The sequence below is a fragment of the Pedobacter sp. AJM genome (assembly GCF_002197755.1).
Lineage (GTDB): Bacteria > Bacteroidota > Bacteroidia > Sphingobacteriales > Sphingobacteriaceae > Pedobacter.
The window spans coordinates 53,857-78,589 of the sequence record NZ_NHOT01000012.1 but is presented as its reverse complement, the minus strand read 5'-3'; the positions used below and the strand labels follow the sequence as shown (position 1 = coordinate 78,589).

The following is a 24,733-nucleotide window of genomic DNA, read 5'->3' as shown; positions in this document are numbered from 1 at the left end:
AGATTAAAGGGTGATTACTCTGCAGCAAGTCTTAACTGGTTAATGACATCCTTAGGATTAGATAGCTTGTATTTGATTTTGTCGCCGTCTTTTACCTTCTGAATGCCTTCAAGCAAAATTTTATCGCCTTCTTTTAAATCAGTACCTACAATGTATAAATCTGGTATTTCGGTTACGATTGTAATTTCTCTTGAATGTACCCTGTTATCGTTTCCAACAACGAATACATAGGTCTTGTCCTGGATCTCATAAGTAGCTTTTTGCGGAATAACCAATGCCTTTTTTAATGGAACCACCATCTGGATTTTACCGGTTTCTCCGTTTCTTAACAAGTTATCCGGATTATTGAAGCGCGCCCTGAAAGCAATGTTTCCGGTCTCATTATTAAATTCACTTTCAATCACCTCTACTTTTCCCTTTGATTTAAGTACTTCATTATTGGCCAGCAATAAACCAACTTCCTGTTCACCCTTTGCTTTAACCGTACTCTGGTAGGTTAAATATTCAGGTTCCGAAACGTTGAAGTAGGCAAAAACCTGGCTATTGTCTGATAAGCTGGTTAATAACGCACCCTCATCAACCAGACTTCCCAGTTTAAAAGGAATACGATCGATTGTCCCAGCGAAAGGTGCCCTGATTTCCGTAAAGGCAAGGTGCATTTTAGCCATCGCGGTTTCGGCATTGGCCGATTGTAATTTAGCCTTCGCCATCGCCAGCTCATTTTTCGACACTACATTTTTATCTGAAAGCAATTTTGTATTTTCCAGTTCAATTTCTGCCGCTTTAGTTTCAGCTTGTGCTTTTAGCAATTCAGCCTGTGCCATTCTGGGCATAATTTTAAATAAAACCTGTCCGGCATTTACATGCTGACCTTCATCTACATAAATGTTTTGCAAATAGCCCTTTTCTTGTCCGTGGATTTCGATGTTTCTTACCGATTTAATTTGAGAAACATACTCTTTGGTGTATGAAGTATCGATCGTTAACGGCGTCGTAACCGCATAAGTAACCTCTTCTTCTTTCTCTTCTTTTTTTGATGTACATCCTGTTACATAAAGCAAAACGCTTAAAGCGAGGAACATGACATTTCTTTTCATTTTGTTTTTTGTGAATAGTTATCTGATTTTTTCTATCTGATTAATCTGGGATTGATTCATTCAAGATGACTGCTGTGCAGTTTGCAGTTCCATGCTGTAAATTAGTATACCCCATTCAATTAATACTGATACGAAATAACTACAGATTTATGAAGTTATAATGAAGTTGAAATTCATATTACAGCAATCAGTATAATAGATACTACAGCAGATGGGTCATGTTGAGATTCGGAAGAGCACTATTCCATACATGCTGATGCTTTAGAGCGTAAAGCCAGCGCACCAAACAAGCCCGGTTAATTTTTGTTAGCTTTTTATATCAGTTAATACAAGATGAAAAATGAACGACCATATATAATTTGCCTCATGATGACCTCCGTTGATGGCAAGATTTTAGGCGAAAAATGGGGTAATGGTAAAGAAATGGAAACCCTGAGAGGGAAATTCGAACACATCCATGAAGAAATCGGAATTAAAGCCTGGATAGTAGGCAGAACAACCATGGAAAAGGATTTTACAGATTTCGAAAAACCGATTATAAAGCGTACGCATTCAGCTGTAGACCGAATTGATTTTACCGGTAAGCATGATGCTTCAGGCAGGTTTGCCATTGCCCTGGACGGGCATGCCAGGTTAGGCTGGAAGGAAGCGACACTACAGGGCGATCATGTCATTACCATTTTAACCGAAAAGGTAAAAGACGGTTACCTTGCCCACCTTCAGGAAATTGGCGTGTCGTATATTTTCGCCGGAAAAGATGAAATAGATTTAACATTAGCCTTAAAGAAACTGCGTAAATTGTTCGGGATTGAAAAACTAATGCTGGAAGGCGGTGCGCGCATTAACGGAAGCTTTCTTCAGGCCGGCCTGATTGATGAATTTCACCAGTTGTTGCTGCCCATTGCTGATGGTGGCCTGGAAACATCATCCGTTTTTGAGATTGATCCAAAAATAAAAGAAAATGCAGCTAGCCTGATGAAGCTTAAAAATGTAAAACAAATTGAAGATGATGTCCTTTGGCTGACTTATACATTTTAAAACAATTTAAAAATGACCTATCCGGATCAGCATTTTATAAGTGAAATGATGACCAGTTAACCTGCTATAACCTTACATGTTTACGAAAAAAACCATTCCCCTCCTGCTTACGCTACATTTATTTCTTATTTTCAGTGACACTTTTGCCAGAAATGAAAAAATATCATCAGCAAATAAAGCCGTTACCGTAACTGGCGGACGGGTTCAGGGTTCATTATCTGACAATGGCGTATTATCTTTCAGGGGAATCCCTTATGCTGCGCCACCAGTTGGCGAATGGCGTTGGAAAGCACCGCAACCGCCAATACCCTGGAAAGGCACCAGAAATGCAGAACATTTCGGCCCACGGCCTATACAAGATTCCAACCTGTTGTATGAATTCAGGTCGACAGATATGAGTGAAGACTGCCTTTACCTCAACGTTTGGACTGCCGCACGTTCTAATCAGGAAAAACGGCCGGTATATGTGTTCATTCATGGCGGTTCATTTATTCACGGAGATGGCTCGCAGCCGGCTTACGATGGCGAAAGTATGGCAGAACAGGGTATTGTTTATGTTTCCATTAACTACCGTTTGGGGGTATTTGGATTTATGTCGCATCCGGAATTGAGTCAGGAATCCGGATATGGCGGTTCGGGGAACTATGGACTGCTTGATCAGGTGGCCGCGCTGGAATGGATCAAAAAGAATATCAGCCAGTTTGGCGGCGATCCCAACCGCGTAACCATTGGCGGAGAATCTGTAGGTGCACAATCGGTCAGTGCGCATATGGTATCACCACTTTCCAAAGGCCTATTTAAAGGTGCCATTGCCGAAAGCGGTTCTTTAATAGATGTGCGTACCATGGTGTTGCCATTGAAAAAATCTGAAGCACTGGGTACGGAGTTATCAGGTTTATCGAAATCAAAAACAATTGCCCAAATGCGGTCAATGCCAGCGGAAAAACTGTTGAAACTGGTGGAAAAAGGAAATCCACGACGTTTCAGGCCTGTGGTAGATGGCTATTTCCTGAAAGAAAATCCTGAGAAAACCTTCATGGAAGGCAGGCAGACCAATGTTCCTTTACTGGTTGGATGGAATGCACAGGAAGTACCCGCAGCGGCCTTATTTCGACTTCGCCGCATCAATGCTAAAAATTATAAGGCCGCCGTAGAAAAGATTTATGGGGAAAGGGCTGACGACGTACTGGCACGCTATCCGGGTGAAACCAATGCAGAGGTAAAGCAGGCCGCGAGTGAGCTCATGAGCGACAGACTCATTAATTACAGCAGCTGGAAACTGGCCGAACTGCATGCAAAAGCTCAATCAGCACCTGTTTACCGATACCTTTTCGCCCACCCGCACCCCGGACTCAATCTGCGTACCATCAGGGAAGGCAATGTTTTCCAGGTTTTGATCAAGAAACTGCTGAATAAAGTGATTACCGGTACCTCGTTTCATGCTTCGGAAATTGAATATGCGCTCGGCAACCTTGAGGTGCAGGATAATTATGCCTGGAAAGCTGAAGATTACCTGGTATCCAGACAGATGCAAAGCTATTTCGTCAATTTTATCCGGAGCGGAAACCCGAATGGTGCGGGTATAAAAGGCATTTCACTTACCAATTGGCCGGCCTACCATAACGGAAATAAGGGAGAATTTTTACGGATAGCCATCAACAGCAAAGCTGAGGCTGACGCCACGAAAGAAAGATATTTATTTTTTCAGCACCTGAATGAAACAGAATAATCAAGGAATGATCAGCTGTTAAAATTTCATGATCGGGTTTTCAAGGTCGTGGTAAAGCAATACCGTCCAATTTTGCTTTTTGCCTTCCTCCTCCCACTCCTGGCGTGATTCGAGTGCCTTTTTACCATCAAAATCATTTTTAAAAGCCAGGGGATATTTAAGGTAGTTTTGCTGTGGTAGATTATCCGCGCCATAAAAAATGGTTTCCTCTTTTTCCTTTACCCAAAACACCTGATGAAAAGGCGTATGTCCACCAGAAACCTGGTAAGAAATTTCATCAGTGATGTTCCCCTGGTCTTCGTCTAACAGCACTACATTGGGCCGTTTGGCCAGCTGTTGCAGCATTTCTATCCGGTAAGATGGGTTTTCTGTCTGCGTGAAGGCAAAATCCAATTCCCGCCGATGAAGATAAATCGTGGCATTTGGAAAACTATCCATTAACTTTCCATTTGAAAAGTAACCGATCCCATCAATATGGTCTTTGTGAAGATGTGAAATCAGCACTTTTGTAATTTGCTCCGGCTTGATATTTTCATTTTCTAAACATGCTACAACCGGAGGCATTTCTTCCTGACTGGAATTCAAACCGGTATCCATCAGCACATAATCATTTTCAGTCATCACTACAAAAGGCTGGATGGCCACTTTTGTTCCTGCAACAGTGGAGCCAGATGCTATTAATGTAAATTTCTTTTTTGGATTAACGGTGTAGTTTCCTTGTTTCAGGGGGATTACTTTCATGCTATTTGTGGTGGTTCAATTTAGATCCGATGATTTAATATGGCATAAGTATTAACAGATGGAATCCATTCCTGTTTGCCTGACCGGGAAAATTGCGCCTTAAGGTTTTGACCTTAAACAATGATCATCTGGTTGATCTAAAGATTTACGCCAAATTGATCCGGTTCATAAAGACTCCGTTGTTGCTAAAAACTGGAGATTATGAACAGCCACAGCCTGCTTTCCAGGCAGGAATGCTTTATTATGGTCTATAAGCTTTAAACGTTCAAAAAGCATGGGGATATAATGGTTCATTATTATCAAACCCGCATCTTGAACAGGACTATTGCCTTTGAACCTGTCATCTGATAGATTGATCATAAGTTCCGGATGACTTCCTTTTTGAGTTGAAGTTTAACCGGTTTTGCTTTCCTGAAAGGCGGCAACTTCTCCTTTGACAAAAAGTTCAAAACAGAAGCCTGCCGTCTATTTTTTATTTACCATTGGTGATGGTTAACTGTTCATGTGCGATTTCAATGGTATCAACCGCTACCTCATCGGTGTCCGATTTTAAATCGGTATTGGTCATTTTGATGGGCCATGCATTGCTGAGCGACCATTGCATCGTTACGTTACCCCCTTCATCCAATAACTTAATCAGCATGGTTCTCCTTTTAATGGTATTCATCTTAATTTCTTCATACCAGTTCCAGAAGGTATTGTCATTAACGAAAACGCCCCTCTTCATTGTCACCTTACCATATTTGGCAATGCCGGGCATTTTTACTGTTGAGAAGAGTTCGCTGCTACCTGTACGGTATGCTATCACCTGCGTTTCGACATCCAGTCCGGAAACTTCCTGAAAAGCCACACCTTTTAACTCCGGCCCAAAGTCTACCTCAAACCTAAACTTAGGCATGGGCCATGTGGAGCCTTGTTTATTGCCGTCATCTACCATAATCTATATCTATTTTAATTGAAAATAATTTGCCCGACTAATTGCTATGCTGAAACCGGCATTTTCTGCTGGAAAGTCAATACAATAAACTCTGCCGGACGAATCAGGGCTACTCTTACCACCACGGTCATGATGCCATTCAGCACATCATCTGCGGTCATGGTCGTGCCCAAACCACAGGCTACAGAAAATGCATCGGCAGGTGTTGCGCCCATTAATCCGCCTTCTTTCCAAACCGAGGTTAAGAAACTGCTGATCATTGATTTCACGGCTTCCCAGGTATTTCGATCATTGGGTTGAAAAACGTATGGATGACAGGCCATTTTACAGGATTGCTCCAGGAATGTCACCGTCCGACGCACCGGGATATATTTCCAATCCTCGCTATTGCCCTCCAATGTACGCGCACCCCAAACCAAAATGCCGATGCCCTTAAAAAAGCGGATGGCATTAATAGATTTATCGGAAACAGCATCCACATTTAAACTGGCTTGCTGACTTTCGGATAGATTGATCGGCAGTGAAGATGCACCTACAATACCTGTATTGGCAGGTGCCTGCCACGGGCCCACCTGGTTATCAATAGTGTTAATTACCCCAGCCATGGCACCACTTGGCGGTAATATATTCGCTCCGGCCAACACCTGACTGATGATCGTACCATAAGTTTTACTGGCATTCTGCAAAGCATTGTGGTATTGCGCTACGGTTAAAGGTACACCTTGAGGATTGGCAATATTGGCTAAAATCTGTGCTGCTGCCGGATTGGGATTATTAGCAGGATTTAAAAGTGGTGCCAGTTGCTTGGTATCTCCACCAAACAGATTGGTATAATCTATATCCGAAGTTTGCATGGTGGTGGTACCAATAAAAGGGTAATATGCCGCTCCATAATCCAGCCCCACCACCCCGGTATTGTTTCTAAAAGTCTGAATATCCTGTGTGTATAAAACCGGATCAGGATTTCTGCCGCCGATAACATCAAATATAGACATGGCGGTTTGCATTTGCGTGCATTGCAGCAACATGGCTTGCATTAAGGTGCCATTATCCGCTACCGACAATAATGTTGCTTCCGGGCAGATATACAGGGTGGGTTCCGGCTCATTCAGCAACAACTGCAGCCCAGCGGTTAAATCGGTCAGTTTCACATGAGGATTGACCAAAGGCGCACCTGCCGCCAGAGGGCTTTTAGATGGTGCACCATAGGTACCCACAGAAACAATATAGGCATCACCACCACCATTTTGGTAAAACATTCTAATGCTGTTGTAGAGGTAGTATATGGTATTCGGATCCGGAAGTATCGAATAGTAGTTGCCTTCAATGATCAGGCAGTTCTGATCAGCAGGTTTCGATTGCTGCTTTACCAAGTAATATTCCGGGCTGTACTGTTTCGCCGGACTTGCCGGTGCCGGCGGATCAGGGTAACAGTAAAAAGCCTGAAAATCTGAAAATGAAGTGATCTTTTGCGGAACATTGATATAAGATTTCCCCTCGTACATGGCTTGTGGCGTATAACCGATAAATGCGGGTACGGCAGTGGCTACGGGCACCACTGCATTGGGAAAAGCATTGAGTTCATTGATGTAAACCCCTGGCGACTGGATATTAGACGAGTTCATAAGCGTTAATTTTTAATCATGTTGTTAAGTTTTACATAAAGATATAAAATTTGAGAAAAGCCTGATTGACTATGGTATTTATTCGTCCAATTTCTCAGGCATGAGGTTCCGTATTTTTAAATAAGAATTGGGATAACCATTTTTTTCCTTGCGTTCAATAATTGGGAAATGAATGATACAAAACGCTATCTAATCTAATGTCGCTTTCATTTAAAATTCCTAAATTTTAGTCCGGTCAAAACGATTTTAAAAAAATCATCTTCCAGATATATAGTAAAAAGATTGAAGTGGAATGTAGCGTTTTAAGCAATCGAATCGTATAAATAGTAAATAGCAAACGAAACCGTGTTCTTGATGCTTACTGAATATGTATTAAAAACCAGCCCATGGCGGAACAAAGCAGTATAGAGGAAATCTTTTTCAGATATCTTTTGCCATATCAATTTGAGAAAAATGGCTTAGCCTATTCCATGGTAATAGGTACACATCTATATTTGAAGCCCTTCCTGTTGTCCGTAATTCAATTACCTGTTTTTTAGATGTTTACAAAATACAAAACCTTTTTTATTCTTCGAATTTCGGTAAGCTGCCAGGATATTTACTTTCCTGACTATGAGAAAAGCGAACAGCATTTTTGTGAAAGCAAAATTCGCGAAAAAGACAGTCGGAATTTGAGCGTCAACCCTATCAAATACTTTTAGCCTTCTAAGCTCATATATTATGCAAGCAAAAACAGTATTATCCGTTTTATTCATAATCTTTGGAATATCGTTCCAGTCATGTAAACGAAATAATCCAATTCTTCCAGGAAGTGATCTGGGCGTCCCCAAAATGGAGGAAATATTAAATGGTAAGGACCAAAATCTGATCAACCTGCTCAACAGGGTAAGGGGAAGCGTTGGAAGACGAGGTTCTGGGTCAAAAACAATATGGAGCAGAAAAAACGATTATGGCCTGGGATTGTATATAAGCGCCAATCATGTCTATAACATCACTGGATGGAATTCCCGAAATGCCCATTTTTTTAATTTATCATCTGAAAACCCTGGCATTTTCGAAACGTCACAAATTCCCCCGGTTAACGGAAGCATAGCCTTAGGAAATACGCTGATAGCAGATTTTCCCTTCATTCATTTTAATATTTCTACCGGTGCTACCAATACGACGCTATTACCGGCAGAAGATTTTTATATAGGCATCATCGATAATCAACGAATTGAGCAAAGTCCACTGGCCAATTACCCTGAGCTTGTTAAAACCTCGGTACCTTTGCAGATGTACGATCCCGATAACCGTACCAAAGCAACTCCAACCTGGAATATCGCTGTTGCAGGTGAAAAGGTAATTGCAGTGGGCTATCCTCAGGATAATGCCAATTACCCCAATGGAGCAGTTGCTTATGGAAAAATATTATCCGATACAGAAGCGACGCAAACCATCCAAAAACTGAAGATTGCCGGAGACACCGAAGGAGATATACCGTATAATTCGAGTGCCGAATTTTTAATAGAAGCCCAGGCAATAGCAGGGATGAGTGGAGGAGGCGTATTTAATGCCGATGGGCAATTATTGGGGATCATGGTTAGAGCAAGCGATAAGGAAAATGCCCCCAAAATCATCAGAGCAGTTAAAATCGCTCATATTAAATCTACTATGATCGAATTTTACAATAGCCTGCCTGAAACGGACAAGAGCAGAATAAGACCATTTATAAGTGGTGAATTATGATCAGTCGTGAGATTGAGTAAGATAAATTTTGACGCATGCTTCTTTAGAATGCGCTATTATTGAAATGGAAATATACTTTGATGCAGTTTAGGATGACGCCCCAATTAAGTTTTCAATAATTTAAGTGGCCGTTTGCAGCAACCGTAATAATTAAAATTTTTCTTTGAGATTTGAGATTTTGTTTCTAAATTGCCTATGCGAAATAATAATAAACAGAATTTTCAACTTAGACAGAGAAGCAATTAAGTAAGCAAATCAATTTTTAACAATATTCCTGGGTGAGCGGTTTGGCACCGTATCTAAATTTTCTCTGAAAAGAGTTTATTGTTGTTTCGCAGCACCCAGGATCTTTTTAACAATGTTATGCGAAACAACAATTGTAAAAACCAAAACACACAGCTCCCTGCTCAGGTCGCAGCTGAATTAGCCAACACTAATGTATTACCTGCCATTTGCGCAGTAAAGGCTACCTTACATCATATTGATGGCCACGTTTCTGAAATCATGATGACTTTGCCACGCTACACCGGTTGGGCAGAATTTTTAGAGGACGGGCAAAATTCCATTCGGGAATATGTATATCAGCTCACCCGGCATTGGATTCAAATTACCCATTTCTTTATCGAAACCGGAACCATTAATGCCAATGGAACAATAGCATCTTGTTTTTTACCACGCCGATTTGATATTCCTTTAGGCAAATTTTATAATCCGATGGTACCTGGTGCGTGGGTATCGGCCAATCAACACCCGCATCATCCAAAGTATCACCAAAAAGGATCGAGCAAAAGTTTATCGGCATTAATGGCTATTGCAAGCAACAGAAATGATGTTGTTTATCATCAAACAGAAGCTAATATAATGCTTTGTGGTATTCCTTTCGAAAGTAAATCAGCTTACTTTGAAAAAGGTGATATTCCTATCGGGCATTTTGTAAAGGATGGAATGGAGTATGTGGTGATTTATAGTTATGTTGTTGATGGGAAAGGAAGTTTTGAGTGATAGATGGATAAACTGAATTTAAGCCCTTGCGGATGGTGAGGGCTTATTATATAATAAATAACTCAGGCAAGCCTCGAGGTATTCTCGGAATAAGGTTTTGGAAAAAAGACGACCGTTCTAAAGGATCAGTTTATATTCAACTCCCAGCAATTTATCTGAGCTTAAAGAGGATTTTACCTATTGGTGAGGACAACGTATTGAAAGAAAGTGATTCAGCAGAATTTGTCTCAATTTTCATAAATATTTACAACCAATATGCTAAAGAATTATCATTAGCCGCCCTTTGACTTAGAATTATTTGATATATTTACTTTGATCATTACTCTAAATTAATAATATGTACATTGACTATTCAACTTGGGAGGAATTCGATTATAAAGTAAGCTCTCTTCATCTAGACATTAATAATCCGAGAATAAAATACAGAGGGATTCCATTAAATCAAACGCAAATAATTGATTTTTTAATTAAGTCAGAAAAGGTTTATGAGCTGGCTAAGAAAATATCTGAGGAAGGATATTTCGTTGGAGAAGCTCCCATAATTTGCATTGAGAACGATAAGAAAGTTGTCTTAGAAGGCAACAGACGTACCGCAGCGCTCAAGATTTTACAAAATCCTAATAAATATCTTTCAAAGGTAAGAGCAAATGTTCTTTTGAAGAATATTTTAAAAAACAACATCCCGACTAATAGAAAACTAAGATGTTTTATATCTCCAAATAGGTTGCTTGCCAACCCAATAATTTACAGTAGGCATAATGGTTTGTCTTTAGAACGGTGGAAGACAGGAAATCAGTATCTTTTTGTTGCTGAAATGTATTATGAAGACGGACTAAGTATTGAAGATATTTGTGATGTGTTGAATGAAACGAAATCAAAAGTTATTAAACCTCTCAAAGCGTATAACCTGTTCTTAGAGGGGCAGGATGTTTTGAATAGGGAGGTAAATATTCAGATTGATATTGCAACGTTTGATTTTACAAATCTTGAGAGATTTTTTAATTATGATGATGCTAGAAAATTGTTGGGGATTGACTTTAATGAAGAAAATGGGGAATTAATTATAACAATTTCTCGTGAAGAGTTTGAAAAAAGAGTTTTAGTCATTTTCAAAAGATTAATTGATGCTGAAAGATTTTCTCGAGACTTCAATCGTGATGAGCAGAAAAAGGAATATGTAAAAGATTTATCTGAAAACTCAGATTTTGATTTCTCGACTATTGATACACAAGCTAAAAGTTCACAAAGTAAATCATCAATTGATAAAGTAACTCTTGATGAGAAGAAAAATAACACTACTACTAGAAGAAAACAAAATCCCCTCAAAAGATCGTTTGAAAACTCAATAATTAGTAGTGAATGCTTGATTTCCTTCGAAAATGATAAACTGGATGATCTCTTTTCAGAGCTAAAATCGTTAACCATAGATAAGAAATATTCTTTTGCAATACTTTTGAGAAGTTATTTAGAACAAGTGCTTTTTCATTATGTCAGTGAAAAAAATCTATTTGCCGCAGTTGGCTTAAAGTTGAATCAGGAGAAAAGAGAAAGTGGACTAGCAAAAGTGAAAGTTTTAAATTCTTATGTCAAAGGGAAATACAATATTTCAGAGAATCTAAATGCAGAGGATATCATGAAAATATTAAAGTTCACTGGAGATAAAGACTATTCTTCTTTAAGCTTGAAAATCATGCTTGACTACATTAAAAACATTGAACTAGCAAAATTCCAATTAGAAGCCAATATTCTTAAAAATATTAAACAATACATCGATAATGTAAAAAATGAGCTGGACTTGGCTGTTCATAATCTGAACTTTATAATAGACACTACGCATAACAAGCGTGCCTGGTCTCAACTTTTACCACTATTCGAACTTCTTAGTAAAGACTTGCTCAATATGCAAGAAAATTAAGTTTTGATTAAAGGGCTATTTTGAAAACAGATTGTTTATTTTTGTAAAAATAGTTACATTGGCAAATCCTAGAACCCAAAGCCCACTTAGATATCCGGGAGGCAAATCATGTCTTACCAATTTTATAACTGAATTAGCGAACCTAAATCAGTTACAGGGCTCTACCTACCTTGAATTATATGCTGGTGGAGCAGGAGCAGCACTCAACATGTTATTTAATGGCGTATTTCGACAAATTCACATAAATGATTTTGATTACGCAATGTATTCATTTTGGTTCTGTGTCTTGAATCATACAGAAGAATTAGTTGAAAAAATTATCTCAACAGATATTTCAATTGACGAGTGGCATAATCAAAAAAGAATTTACGCTAGAGGTTATGAGAACGATATTTTAGAACTTGGATTTTCTACATTTTTCTTAAATAGAACAAATCGCTCCGGAATAATATTTAAGGCAGGGCCTATTGGAGGAATAAATCAAGAGGGGGACTATCTATTAGATGTAAGATTTAATAAGGTTGATCTAATTGAGAGAATTAGAAAGATTGCGACATTCTCTGAACAAATAACTTTAACAAATTTAGATGCCTTAAAAATTCTGCAGAATATAAATGATTATCATCCAGATATAGATAATTTATTTATTTATTTAGATCCTCCCTATTACAAAAAAGGAAAACAGCTTTATCTTAACAATTACGACCATCAGGATCATGAAAATCTTGTAAAAACCATTAATAACTTAGACCCCAATATTAAATGGCTAATCTCCTACGATAACGTAGCTGAAATTAGAGAATTGTATGATCATTATAGGATGTCATCATTTGATCTTAATTACACTTTACAGAGTAAAAAATTTGGAAGTGAATTGATAGTTTTTTCTCCACAGCTTATTATTGGTGATTTTATAATTGTCAACAATCGTGTTAGTGCGCTTAATATTTTCGAATAATTATCAAAACTCTTAGCTTATACATTCAATTTATTTTTTCTCTTGTCTAGCATCATGTTATCGTCGAAAAGGGAATTCCAACTTGAGTAAAGATACTAAGTTATTTCAGACAGATGTCCGGTTGAGAGATCAAAAGATTGATAATATAATGGTAGATTAAATTTATCCCTTAAATGATTGAAATACTCTTTCGCTTTAGGTGTTATGGGAATTTGCGTAACTATAATGATTTTTACTGCACGATTGTGCTTAGACCAGTAAGAATATTCCATAAGTTGGCCAAATGCCTCTCTTATAGCTGTCAGAATTGAGGGATAAGTTTTGATCTCATAGAAAACTAACCCCTGGTTGGTATTTACAACAATATCGATCCTATGCTGTCCATAACCAGCTGGATGCTCAGGGTGAACATTTTGATGCTGATGGATTCCCCTAATTTTTTGTGTTAAAGCTATACTAATAGCATCATGAAGGTATACAATCTCTACTTCCTTAGGTTTGCGGAAAGACTTTTTTCGTTTGGGCTGACCGGTGTCTTCATTTGTATCTTTCCCATCGTTACTTGATGGTGGAAATGGAGTGATAAATATAAATTGCTCTTCTTCCTCTTCGATATTTAGAGAAAAAGAAGTATCTTGGATAAAAGTGTATCGTTGCGCACTATAAATAGCATTTTCCTTTGGTATGGCCTTGTATGGACTATTGATTCGTAGATTTTCAGGCCTATATCTAACATTGAAAATATCAATGCCGTTGAAACCTGAAAAGCCGTTATCATTTGCTCCGCATGCAATGATCTGTTGTTCCATTTCTTGAAGCCATCCATTTGTCTTATATTGTTGTTTTATCGAATCGGCAAGTTGCTCGTCAATTACTTCAAGGCCATACACCTCCCCAACCTCATATCGAATGCTTGAATCGGCATCGAGAGTATAAAAAGTCACATCATAAATTTTACCAGTATGGAATTTCTGATATTTTCTTACAGGCTCAAGAAACCCATAGTGATAACCATCAATTAGCTTTGCGTTATCAAACAGCCATTCTTCATGCCCATACCCAAATTGCCCCTCATGAGACTTTAGATCTTTGCTTTTCCCTTGCCTGCCAGATGGAGACATATAACCATGTTCAAGATTCCAAGTAAGCCTTGAAAGCCTTTTATTCGTAATTTCATGATCAAATATTAGCTCGATATCTTCCGGCCTACTTATCTCTAAAAATGTATTCCACCAGTTTCCAGCTCCTTGTCCTGATGGTTTCGGCCCATTATAAAGTTTTGGAAAATAGTCCCAGATAACCTCAAGATGTCCATTATGGATTTCATCGATACTTTTCACAGTTCCAAGCGCTGCAATCGCAATGGTACTATTCTTTCTGCTAAAAAACCGAATTGCAATTCTATCATTAATACTTACTTGAGAAAGTCTCTTATCTATTGTCTTTCCTGTCTTCGAAGAAAAGTCGTGGTCAGTAGCCCAATAGCTGTTTTTTATGAAGTCCTCAAGCATAGGTATATGGTTTGGAGATTCGCCAAAATAACTCGCCCCTATCCAAAATTTAGGTGCTTTATCCTTGCCCTTTTCACTTTTAAACTGAATATTAAATCCAAGCTCTGAAATCCGGGTTCTGTAGAAATGATCACTACGAAAATCAATCTTAAATTTACTAGCTAAATGAACTGAATGCTTAAAGGGATATGGAATGCGGTTATACATGATCCAATACTGATTCCATTCATTGTCTTTTGGAATCCCATTGTGATCTATAAAATCTAAGGCTTCTAGAATCTCGGCTTTAGTAATGGAACTTAATTTATTCGGCATAGTAAACAATGGTTATAAGAAGTTAGAGATAGGGCCTAAATCCATTTCAAAAGGATACACATTAATATTTAGTGTAAATCAAAGGCTTAACAAGCCTCGCAGTTTAAAGACTTTTATTGGTTTAACCAAAGTCAATATAAGCCAATTTTTGAATCCAAAAAGAAGTAAGATTTGAATTATTTGGGTTGAAGACAATATTCTTTCTACAAAATATAGAAAATGAAGAAGTCAAGATTTCTGTTTTCATAATGAGAGCGAAGTTATCTGAGAAATATTATAATAGTTTAAACTTACAACTTTGGAAACAAACAATCCAATGAATTCCATTAATAATAATTTACATCTCCTTTCTTAGCACAAGTCTTGGGAGTTGCGGAACTGTTGTGGCTGACTTGTGCTTTTCAAAAACTTAATAAATCAATGATTTTTGATATCATACAGCAAAAGCTGAGAAAAACAGTAAGTATAAATTTGCCGGACCAGTTTATAACAGTTAATTAATTTGGGTTGGTTAACAGAGACTTCCCCTATCAATTCAGCCAAATAAATCAGCCAAAGAAATCAAAACCAATCATCGAACGTGGTGAAACAGGTAGTTACCGTGGCGAAACGAGCATTAAACACCAGCATTCTACCCAATTACAATCACCTACTTTGTGTTAACATTAACTTAACACAACAGACATCTTTTCTCCATACCTTCGTGCCGCATTGAAAAATGATCTATGTTAACGCAAACAACTAGACATTAAAATCAAAGCATGAAATTAAAAAACATCCTTACCTATTCAGGATTTATCGGCATCCTGATCCTATCCTCCTGTTCAAAAAAAACAAGCATCGGAGATGAAACACCAACCACACCACCAAAATCGCCAACTGCTTATGCCATAACAGAGACTTTCGAATCCGGCAGCAAAGGCGCTTATGCGTTAGACAGTGTTCAGCTACTAACCGGCAAATGGACATTCAGCGATGCGCTGCTGGGCAATCTTTCAGCTGATGCCAAGGACGGCGCGAAATCTGTCCGGTTAAGAACAGGTTACCTGTCCATGAACTTTGATATCGCAGGGACTCAAATGATTTACGTTTCCCATGCCAAATATGGAACCGATGCCAGTTCAACCTGGCAGCTTCTGGCTTCTACCGATGGTGGTAAAACCTTCACGCAGTTAGGTACGGATATTACAGAAACCAGCACCACACTGGTGACCGATTCCTTTAAGGTGAATACAACAGGCAAAATACGCTTTCAGATCAAAAAAGCCGGTACAACCAGGATCAACATCGACGATATCATCTTTAAAGGTACAGGTGATCCGGGCATTACCGTAGGTGGAGCGGATACGGATCCTGTGGATAACGGCGGCTCCACAGCAACCCCTGGAAGAGGCACGCCGGATGCAGGTGCGGATGCACCACCGGCCGGAGGTGATAATTCAAACTTACTTTTTGGTAACCCATCAGGCGCTACGGCCAACCTGGTTTCAGCAGAAAATTACCTGATCGATCAAAAATATTACACCGAGAGTTACAGCATGACCCGCGGAACACCAAACTGGGTAAGCTGGCACCTGGATCCGAACAACTTTACTGGTGCAGCAAGCAGAAAAGACGATTTCGCTTCATTTACTGGCCTGCCGGCAAATTGGTACCAGGTACAGAGCAACAGCTATTCAGGTTCCGGTTTTGACAGGGGTCATAACTGTCCAAGCGGTGACCGTACAAGCTCAAATACTGCCAATTCAGCAACTTTCCTGATGACCAACATGATCCCTCAGGCACCGAACAACAACCAGAAAACATGGGAATCTTTTGAAAGCTATCTCCGCGCCCAGGCATTGAACGGATACGAGGTTTATGTGATCATGGGCAGTTATGGCACAGGCGGCATTGGTTCGGCAAGCGCGTCGGTAGTGAACACCATCAACAATGGCAAAGTTACCGTGCCGGCAAACGTATGGAAAGTGGCTGTACTGCTAAAAACGGGAGACAATGATATCAGCCGCGTGAGTAGTTCGACAAGGGTTATTGCCATCAACACACCCAACGTCAACAGCACAAATCCAAGCTGGAAGAACTATATTGTGTCTGTCCGCGATATAGAAAGTGCAACGGGTTATAATTTACTTTCAAATTTACCGCAGAACATACAAGACGTGGTGGAGAAAGTGAAAGATCCTGGTAACTAAAATCAGTTATTAACTTGAGGATATAGCTATTACCCTTACAGAGGCGAAATTTGCATCCCATAAACAAGCCGTATCAAAAAAATTGATACGGCTTTTCTGTTTAATCCAGAAAGCTATTAATCAAATCACCAGATTGCTTGAAATTGATATGTATCAAGGCCAGAAAAAACCAGCCTTTTAAGTTACATTATTGGCTTGGTCAGGTAAGATATAAACTGAAGCTTTTAGCGTACCCAAGAGGAGATCCGATAGCTATCGGATCGAACTCCCACACCCATACAGGCGCCAGCCCCTCAAGCTGGTGCGTCTACCACCCCGATAGCAATCGGGGTCGCCACCATTATCTGTACAGCATAATCAGCTTGGTCTGAATATCTTCGTATTTTTTTAGGTTTTCTATGTAAGTTCTACTTTTCATTTTTTTAATATGCAGTTCAATCTGTCTGGCTTGCTGGTATGCCAAATCATTGATATGAAGAAAAAGTTCCCAGTCAGTAGCTTTGCTCGTAAAACTATCAGGATAAACACCTTGTAAATGCTCATCTAGTCGTTGGGATAAATCCAGGCAACTACCAGTATAATAACGGTTCAATTTTTTGGAGAAAAGAATATAAACTGACGCCATATAACAAGAAAGAGTTTGGTAAAAACCAAACTCTTTGTACCCAAGAGGAGATTCGAACTCCCACACCCATACAGGCGCCAGCCCCTCAAGCTGGTGCGTCTACCAATTTCGCCACCTGGGTATTTACTACTTAATCATTCCCGAAAGCGTCTACCATCCCGATAGCTATCGGGACCGCCCACCTGGGTTTGAATTGTTGCAAATATATAAATTAACCATAGCGCTTTGCAACATTCATCAAATATTTTTTGAACTGATATTCTAGAAAGCTAATCTTAACCTGGTCAACCCGATACAGTAACACAACTTCCTATGGTAACCTTATTTTAGTTGTGGGACACCATATAAAGGCAGATACAACCGCCTAACTGTTTTGACGGACTTTCGCCGCATTTAAGTCGGGGTTTCGTCGGACTTCTGACAATTGTACCCGAATAAAAGCCGGCGTAAGTCAGAAGCAAATACAACTTATTGGTTTATTAATCAGCAATTTGCTATATTGTATTACATAAACTAATGCCATCATGGGAAAAATAGAAAACGGAATTAACGGGGGTTTCACCGGGTCGGTGGGCGCCGTGACCGGTTATTACCTGAACGGGAAATGGGTGATCAGGAGTAAACGCAGAAAATCCATCAAAAACAAAACCGGTACTGCTGATCAAAAGGCCTGCAGATCCCGTTTTACTATGATGCAGACCTTCTTGAGCCCTATAGTTGGTTTTATCCGGATTGGTTTTAACCTGGAGTCGAAAAAGCGCGAAATGACCGCCCATAATGTGGCGAAATCCTATAACATGCTGAATGCCCAAAATGCCGCCGGCGAAATTGACTATGCCGCTGTGCGTTTAAGCTTTGGAAACCTCAGCGGTGTGGAGGGGGTTAAGCTGGAACACGACGATGAGGGTGTACATTTCAGCTGGACGGATAATGCTAACGGCGATTACACCAGGCAAAATGACCAGGTGATGTTAATGGTTTATGATGTGGACAACAAAACGGCCATCTATGAAACAAGCGGCGCCAGACGGTCAAAAGAAAGGGAAAGCCTGGAAATTCCTTCTTTTTATAAAGGAAATACATTTCACACCTGGATGGCTTTCATTGCAGACGATAGAATGGAGATATCTGGGAGTACGTATTGCGGCAGTTTCATTTTTTGATCACAAATGACTGAAGCTTTTAGGTTAGATAACGCTAACATTCGAAATTCAGCCCGTCATAAGCCAGCCTGATATGCGCTGGTAAATCTTTTTCTACCTCCGCATGTAGGCCTAAATTATGGCTGATATGTGTCAGGTACGTCGTTTCTGCCCCAACCTTTTCTGCAAAGGCAATGGCTTCGTCCAGAGTAAAATGTGAAATATGGGGTTCTTTCTGTAATGCATTAATCACCAATATTTTTGTTCCTTTTATTTTTTCAAAACTCTGTTCTGATATGGTTTTGGCATCGGTGATGTACGTAAAGTCGCCAATCCGGTAGCCTGTAATCGGCAATAAATGGTGCATTACTTCAAGTGGAATGATGGTCGTTTCGCCAATTTTAAAATCTTCTCCATTGGTAACGGTATGCAGGTTAATTTGCGGCAAACCATGGTATTTGGTTTCCGCAAAAATATAATAGAACTCCCTTTTTAAAGCCGTTTGAACCCTTTCGGTGGCATAAACATCTATTACCTTTTGCAACAGGTAATTAAACGGCCTGATATCGTCTAAACCTGCAATGTGATCCTTATGTTCATGTGTAAACAGTACCGCATCCAGATCCTTTACCTGCGCACGAAGAAGCTGATACCGGAAATCAGGCCCGCTATCCACTACAATGGTTTTATCTCCGGTTTCTATTAAAACAGAAGTCCTTAACCGGTTATTTTTCCGATCATCAGAGCGGCAAACTTCGCAATCACAGGCAATTACCGGAACGCCCTGTGAAGTGCCGGTACCTAAGAAAGTAACTTTCATTGTATATGACCTTCCTTTCTTAACATGTCATCTGCTGTCTTTATCTGTATCAAAATAACTCCGTTTGCTGTAGTGTATGAAAAAATTGCCGTTGTTTTTCATCCAACAGATGTACATCAGGACTGGTTTGCTTAATCAGGGCAACCAGGGCTGCGATTTTCCCTTCCAGGTTTGAAAACTTATTGACCACGATTATCCTGTTATGCTCCAACAGGCAAGAGCCGGTTTTAAAGTTTCCTTTTTCATAACGAACCTTAAAACCCATCGCCAAAAGCAATTGCTCTAATTTTTCTAATGAATGATTGGTTAAAGGCAACGACATTAGAACAAACTTAGAGAAATCTGTGGAGCATTCATAAATACATGATGAAAATTTTATCAATCACCATGTTCATTTCTAAAATAAAAATATCCAGAAAATTGGGGTTCTATTAACAATCGATCATGAAAGCCCTATCATTTTATCAATGGCATATGCTAAGATTGGCGTCATCCCGACCGGAGCAATGCGGAGTGGAGAGATCTTTGGACTGGATTAAAAGATCTCTCCGCTACGGTCGGGATGATGATTGTTTGTAAACCTGTCATCCAGATCCTCGACACTTATTGTCTCTTAAAAGCACCAGGCCACCTAAACCCGACAGCAGCGGCAGCGCCCGATTCTTCATCGGGCCTATAGCGAATGGCGGGACTGCTGCAACCTAAGCATTACGGCTATTGCTTTTCAAAAAAAGCCATATATGGTCCTACGATATACCTGAAATCTGCTTTAAATAAAACAAAAAAGGTTCAGCTGTTTCCAACTGAACCTTTCACGAAGCGCAGGATCTTAGTTAATCCGGTTAAAAAGTCCTTTTACATTACCGGAGCCACCGCTGCCTGTGGTTGTGATGTGGCCAGCATTTCCATTTCCATCATAACCGCTTCCTTTGTTATTGCTGGCGGTGCAATTGGTCACCGTATGCGCAACATTTTGCCCGGCACTGCCCAGCTTGAAGCCATTTCCATCACCATTGGTACCATAACCATTATTGGTGGCCGTACAATTGTTCATGACAACCGTATAAGGTTGTCCGTATAAATCCCAGCCATCATCAGAATTGTGGTAGGCATTGCAGGCGTTAAACTGATTACCCGCTCCGGCAGATAACTTACAGGCATAACCATCTGCATTTTCACCTCCATTGGCCACATCATAATTATCGTATGAGGTGGAATTATTAATGCTGTTATGGTGACCGCCGTTATAAATCTGAAGTCCGGAATCTTTGTTTCCATAGGTTGTTACCTTATTGACATAATTGTAGCCCCCGGTTTGGAAAACAATCCCGCAGTCAGGTGCGTTTCTGATCGTCATATTGGTAATATTCCAGTAACTTCCATTTACTTTTACACCCCAGTTGGCACCGGAAATACGGGAACAATCCAATATGCCACCGGTAAAATTAATTTTAGAACCGGATGTACCACTTTTAAGTAACTGCAGGGTGCTGGTGAGATAGATGGTACCACTTACCGTGATCACATCGCCCGGTTGGGCATTTGATATGGCAGTTTTTAAAGCTGCTTCAGTAGTTACTGTAGCACTTACAGCCGCAGCTGCCAATCCCAATTTGTTTGGCTGAACGATGGATTGACCATCTGCAACTTCAGCCGTTGTAGTGTTGTCTTTCTTGCATCCGAACAATGCAATAGCCATCCCGAGTACGAGAATACCTGAGTTTTTTTTCATGATAATAGAATTATATTTGGTTATTAATGATGATGAAATTAATAATTAAACTACAATAATGTATCATAAATCATATATATCTATGCAATCGTTCCCGTAACTAAAAAAGAACTTAAATTACAAAACCGGATATCCAGTGGATACGCATGACTTGTAATTAAATAGGAAGTAAAAGGTATATCAAAGAAAAAGCGATCTAACCAGGGAATATCCTGATTAAATCGCTTATCATATCTATAGCGCTGAAACAAGCGCCGTCTGCTGAAGCTGTTACCGCAAATCAACTACTTCCACACCAGGATATTTTTTGGCATCAAAGGCAAAAGTCGTTTCCGGTACATTCACATTGGGCGAGAAAGTTTTCACGTTATACGTGTATTTGTTTCCATTCTTATCAAACAACACCACATTTGCAATCTGTTTGGCAGCCTTATCAATACTTAAGCGAACTTTAAAGATTGATTTTTTGGTATCAACCGGTGTTAAATCAATCATCTGATAGGTTTTCGCACCAGCCTTTTCTTCCCCGGTATAAACATATTTAAAACCTTTTTCATAAACGGTAAAGATTTTAGCCGGATTAATGGCATCACCACTGTTATCTACGTTACTCACCTGAACTTCTTTGTCTTTTTTAAGATAAGTCCACTGGCTTTTACCATCACTGAACAATTCCTGATTGGTCATGGCCACCTTATACTTATTGGAGTTGGCCTTAACATACAAGGTACCTTGCTGTGTTTCCTTCACCTTTGCTTTGGGGTTATCCAATGTGAAAGAAAAATCTGTTTTAACTACGTTGTACGACTTATATTTTTTACTTACTTCTGCTAAAATTGCTTTAGCCCTGGCATCAGTCTGGGCATAAGTTGATGTGGTAAAGGCAACAACCACCATGACTGCTGAAATTAATTTCTTCATTTTTGTGCTTTTAAATTTTCTTGTGAAAGGTCAGAGTAGATTTTTTACGATTGGTTTAATCTAATCTTTGCTATTCATCTCATTCAAGAATTGTTCCAAAGAATATTCATCCGGATATAAAACTTCACGTGCCTTACTGCCTTCAAAAGGACCGACAATACCGGCAGCTTCCAGTTGATCAATGATCCGGCCGGCACGGTTATAGCCCAGCTTCAGTTTACGCTGAATGAGGGAGGTAGAACCTTGCTGGTGCATCACAATCAGCCTTGCAGCATCCTCAAAAAACTTATCACGCTCATTCGGATCAAAATCTGCCTTACTGCCTTCACCAGCTTCATCGATATATTCAGGCAGTTGATACGCATCAGCATAACCACGTTGATTGCCGATAAATTCAGAAATCCGATCCACCTCTGGTGTATCCACAAATGCACATTGTAGGCGGATTAAGTCGCTTCCGGTAGATAAGAGCATATCTCCCCTGCCGATCAGCTGGTCGGCACCACCACTATCCAAAATGGTACGCGAATCAATTTTAGATAAAACCCTGAAGGCTAACCTGGCCGGGAAGTTGGCTTTGATGGTTCCGGTAATGATATTCACAGACGGACGCTGTGTCGCCAGTACCAGGTGAATCCCGATGGCCCGTGCCAGCTGTGCCAAACGGGCAATGGGCGCCTCCACTTCTTTACCAGCGGTCATCATTAAATCGGCGAACTCATCCACCACCAATACAATAAAAGGTAAAAAGCGGTGTCCGTTGTTTGGATTTAACTTCCGTTTGATGAATTTATCATTGTATTCCTTCAGGTTTCTGACCTGTGCATCTTTCAATAGATCATAGCGCTGATCCATCTCGATACAAAGTGAATTCAGGGTGTTTACCACCTTTTTGGTGTCGGTGATGATCGCATCCGCTTCTCCCGGTAGCTTGGCCAGGAAATGGCGTTCAATTCTGTTGAATAAGGTTAATTCTACTTTTTTCGGATCAACCAGTACAAATTTTAACTGTGCAGGATGTTTTTTAAATAACAGCGAAACCAGTATGGAGTTAATCCCTACTGACTTACCCTGCCCTGTTGCCCCGGCAACCAATAAGTGGGGCATTTTGGCTAAATCAGCAATAAAAACTTCATTACTGATCGTTTTACCGAGTGCGATCGGCAGATCCATCGTATTGGATGTCCATTTTTCGGTGTTCAGAATACTGCGCATCGGCACCATTTCCGGATGTTGATTCGGTACTTCAATACCAATGGTTCCTTTTCCGGGCATGGGTGCAATAATCCGGATCCCTAATGCCGCTAAAGAGAGTGCAATATCATCTTCCAGGTTTTTGATCTTTGAAATCCGGACACCAGGTGCCGGGATAATTTCATAGAGCGTAACCGTTGGACCAATGGTTGCCTTAATCTTATCAATTTCGATGTTATAATGATTAAGGGTTTCTACAATCTTGTTTTTATTGGCTTCCAGTTCTTCGGCATTAACTGAAATCTTATTGGTACCATAATTTTCCAGTAAATCTACCGTAGGGTATTTATAGCCGGACAAATCCAGCTTTTCATCGTAATTACCAAACTGTTCGACCAGGTCATCTGATTTTTTATCTTCTTCTGTTTTTTCTATGGTAAAAACAGGTTCTTTTTCTTCATCAATTACAGGCTCAACTGTTAGGGGCATGGATTCAGCCACCGAAGTGGCAATGGGTAAATTGGTGGCCATTGGCGATAACACTACTGGTGCAATTACCACATCTTCTACTTCTTTTTGTTCAAACCGGCTGGGCTGTAAAACCACGTTCTGCTGCTTTCTTTCATTTCCTGTTCCCGATTTATCCCGAACAGGAAATTCGATTGGTGCAGAGCGTTCATCTTCTTCTCTTTTGTTGGCAAATTTCTCGCGCACCTCATTTACAAAATCAGGCGTTTCATTGTCGAGATAAACTTCCTTTTCTTTACGTTCGGGAAATTTAAAATCAATGTTATAGGCAATGATCAGAATGGATAAGCCTGCAAAGGCAATTAAACCGGCAACCCCGGCGGCACCAATCTGCGCAGCCAGTAATTTGTTGCTCCAGTAGCCAAACTCACCTTCTACATAATGTGGCGATTCTGCCCAGAAGCCATGTGCAAAACCTAAGGTTAGGGAAATGAACAACAGAAAGAAAAAACTATACCCCAGTGTTTTAGAAATGGAAAGGATTTTGACTTTAAACAATAAGCGGTAGCCGATAATAAAAAACGCCAGTACAAATAAAAAGGAGGCAATGCCAAACCACTCATAAATAAACTGATGCGATAACAGCGCACCGAACTTTCCCAGCCAGTTCTGAACAACAGGCGTAGTCACACCGGCATCTTTCAACTCCTCTGCTGTCTTGAATAAATTCCCCCAGCCGCCGTTGGCGTCGATCACATAACTCTGATCGTCCTGCCAGGTAAATAAATAGGACGTAAAAGCGATTAAGAAATATAAGGAAAGGATGACAAAAAACAGTCCTGCAATTTTCACAGCACGGCCATCCTGCAAGTCGAAGCTCGGCAGATACTCTCTTTTTCCTTTAGGCTGGCGATTAAAAGATGACCTGCCTGATGCATTTTCAGCACCTTTATCTCTGAATGTATTGGTTTTAAACTGGTTTCCCCTTACCGCCATTTTCTATCCTAATAATGATTAACGAACAAATATAAATATATAGTTGT

20 protein-coding genes and 1 tRNA gene are annotated in these 24,733 nt (G+C 40.0%); 8 read left to right on the top strand and 13 right to left on the bottom strand.

What is annotated here, in order from left to right; genetic code table 11:
• Positions 1-14: 14 nt before the first annotated feature.
• On the bottom strand, positions 15-1,097 hold the full coding sequence (locus CBW18_RS18220) for an efflux RND transporter periplasmic adaptor subunit (RefSeq protein WP_088302813.1): 1,083 nt from the start codon (positions 1,095-1,097) through the stop codon (positions 15-17).
• 333 nt (positions 1,098-1,430) lie between these two features.
• Between CBW18_RS18220 and CBW18_RS18215 the strand changes: the two genes are divergently transcribed.
• A complete protein-coding gene (locus CBW18_RS18215; RefSeq protein WP_088302812.1) occupies positions 1,431-2,135 on the top strand; it encodes a RibD family protein in 705 nt (234 codons plus the stop codon).
• Between the two features lie 76 nt (positions 2,136-2,211).
• Positions 2,212-3,864, top strand: a complete 1,653-nt coding sequence (locus tag CBW18_RS18210; RefSeq protein ID WP_088302811.1) for a carboxylesterase/lipase family protein — start codon at positions 2,212-2,214, stop codon at positions 3,862-3,864.
• Positions 3,865-3,882: 18 nt separating this feature from the next.
• On the opposite strand, the gene CBW18_RS18205 is transcribed toward CBW18_RS18210, so the two are convergent.
• The 4 genes from CBW18_RS18205 to CBW18_RS18195 form a co-directional block, all read right to left on the bottom strand.
• The gene (locus tag CBW18_RS18205) at positions 3,883-4,605 is read right to left on the bottom strand and encodes an MBL fold metallo-hydrolase (protein WP_088302810.1); all 723 of its coding nucleotides are present in this window, start codon (positions 4,603-4,605) and stop codon (positions 3,883-3,885) included.
• Positions 4,606-4,770: 165 nt separating this feature from the next.
• The gene (locus tag CBW18_RS21900) at positions 4,771-4,965 is read right to left on the bottom strand and encodes a contractile injection system tape measure protein (protein ID WP_371566962.1); all 195 of its coding nucleotides are present in this window, start codon (positions 4,963-4,965) and stop codon (positions 4,771-4,773) included.
• Between the two features lie 112 nt (positions 4,966-5,077).
• Complete coding sequence (locus CBW18_RS18200) at positions 5,078-5,542, bottom strand: phage tail protein (protein WP_088302809.1); 465 nt, start codon at positions 5,540-5,542, stop codon at positions 5,078-5,080.
• Positions 5,543-5,586: 44 nt separating this feature from the next.
• The gene (locus CBW18_RS18195; RefSeq protein ID WP_088302808.1) at positions 5,587-7,167 is read right to left on the bottom strand and encodes a phage tail sheath C-terminal domain-containing protein; all 1,581 of its coding nucleotides are present in this window, start codon (positions 7,165-7,167) and stop codon (positions 5,587-5,589) included.
• An 831-nt stretch (positions 7,168-7,998) separates the two neighbouring features.
• On the opposite strand from CBW18_RS18195, the gene CBW18_RS18185 reads away from it, so the two are divergent.
• The 4 genes from CBW18_RS18185 (at position 7,999) to CBW18_RS18165 (ending at position 12,770) form a co-directional block, all read left to right on the top strand.
• Positions 7,999-8,895 (top strand): serine protease, encoded by an 897-nt coding sequence (locus CBW18_RS18185; protein WP_172406573.1) that lies wholly within the window; start codon positions 7,999-8,001, stop codon positions 8,893-8,895.
• A 363-nt stretch (positions 8,896-9,258) separates the two neighbouring features.
• Positions 9,259-9,897, top strand: a complete 639-nt coding sequence (locus tag CBW18_RS18180) for a hypothetical protein (protein WP_088302805.1) — start codon at positions 9,259-9,261, stop codon at positions 9,895-9,897.
• Between the two features lie 337 nt (positions 9,898-10,234).
• Positions 10,235-11,812, top strand: coding sequence for a hypothetical protein (locus CBW18_RS18170; protein WP_088302803.1), 1,578 nt, complete (start codon positions 10,235-10,237; stop codon positions 11,810-11,812).
• A gap of 58 nt (positions 11,813-11,870) precedes the next feature.
• Positions 11,871-12,770 (top strand): DNA adenine methylase, encoded by a 900-nt coding sequence (locus CBW18_RS18165; RefSeq protein ID WP_088302865.1) that lies wholly within the window; start codon positions 11,871-11,873, stop codon positions 12,768-12,770.
• A gap of 95 nt (positions 12,771-12,865) precedes the next feature.
• Here the strand turns inward: CBW18_RS18165 and CBW18_RS18160 are convergent, their stop codons facing one another.
• Positions 12,866-14,596 carry a hypothetical protein gene (locus CBW18_RS18160; RefSeq protein WP_088302802.1) on the bottom strand — a complete coding sequence of 577 codons (1,731 nt, stop codon included), beginning with the start codon at positions 14,594-14,596 and terminating at the stop codon, positions 12,866-12,868.
• A 761-nt stretch (positions 14,597-15,357) separates the two neighbouring features.
• Between CBW18_RS18160 and CBW18_RS18150 the strand changes: the two genes are divergently transcribed.
• Entirely contained in the window at positions 15,358-16,788 is a 1,431-nt protein-coding gene (locus CBW18_RS18150; protein ID WP_253249083.1) for a DNA/RNA non-specific endonuclease, read from the top strand.
• 340 nt (positions 16,789-17,128) lie between these two features.
• Here CBW18_RS18150 and CBW18_RS18145 read toward each other — a convergent pair whose 3' ends face one another.
• Together CBW18_RS18145 and CBW18_RS18140 are read right to left on the bottom strand one after the other, a co-directional pair.
• Complete coding sequence (locus CBW18_RS18145) at positions 17,129-17,413, bottom strand: GIY-YIG nuclease family protein (protein WP_088302800.1); 285 nt, start codon at positions 17,411-17,413, stop codon at positions 17,129-17,131.
• A 37-nt stretch (positions 17,414-17,450) separates the two neighbouring features.
• Positions 17,451-17,534: transfer RNA gene (locus tag CBW18_RS18140), tRNA-Leu, on the bottom strand.
• A gap of 403 nt (positions 17,535-17,937) precedes the next feature.
• On the opposite strand from CBW18_RS18140, the gene CBW18_RS18135 reads away from it, so the two are divergent.
• Complete coding sequence (locus tag CBW18_RS18135; RefSeq protein ID WP_088302799.1) at positions 17,938-18,576, top strand: DUF6266 family protein; 639 nt, start codon at positions 17,938-17,940, stop codon at positions 18,574-18,576.
• 34 nt (positions 18,577-18,610) lie between these two features.
• On the opposite strand, the gene CBW18_RS18130 is transcribed toward CBW18_RS18135, so the two are convergent.
• The 5 genes from CBW18_RS18130 to CBW18_RS18110 form a co-directional block, all read right to left on the bottom strand.
• Positions 18,611-19,375, bottom strand: coding sequence for an MBL fold metallo-hydrolase (locus CBW18_RS18130; protein WP_088302798.1), 765 nt, complete (start codon positions 19,373-19,375; stop codon positions 18,611-18,613).
• Between the two features lie 49 nt (positions 19,376-19,424).
• Positions 19,425-19,697: a hypothetical protein gene (locus CBW18_RS18125; protein WP_088302797.1), complete on the bottom strand. Its 273-nt coding sequence runs from the start codon at positions 19,695-19,697 to the stop codon at positions 19,425-19,427.
• 507 nt (positions 19,698-20,204) lie between these two features.
• Entirely contained in the window at positions 20,205-21,107 is a 903-nt protein-coding gene (locus CBW18_RS18120; RefSeq protein ID WP_088302796.1) for a right-handed parallel beta-helix repeat-containing protein, read from the bottom strand.
• A gap of 270 nt (positions 21,108-21,377) precedes the next feature.
• Positions 21,378-22,028 carry an outer membrane lipoprotein carrier protein LolA gene (locus CBW18_RS18115; RefSeq protein ID WP_088302795.1) on the bottom strand — a complete coding sequence of 217 codons (651 nt, stop codon included), beginning with the start codon at positions 22,026-22,028 and terminating at the stop codon, positions 21,378-21,380.
• Between the two features lie 60 nt (positions 22,029-22,088).
• Positions 22,089-24,686, bottom strand: a complete 2,598-nt coding sequence (locus CBW18_RS18110; RefSeq protein WP_088302794.1) for a DNA translocase FtsK — start codon at positions 24,684-24,686, stop codon at positions 22,089-22,091.
• Positions 24,687-24,733: the final 47 nt, after the last annotated feature.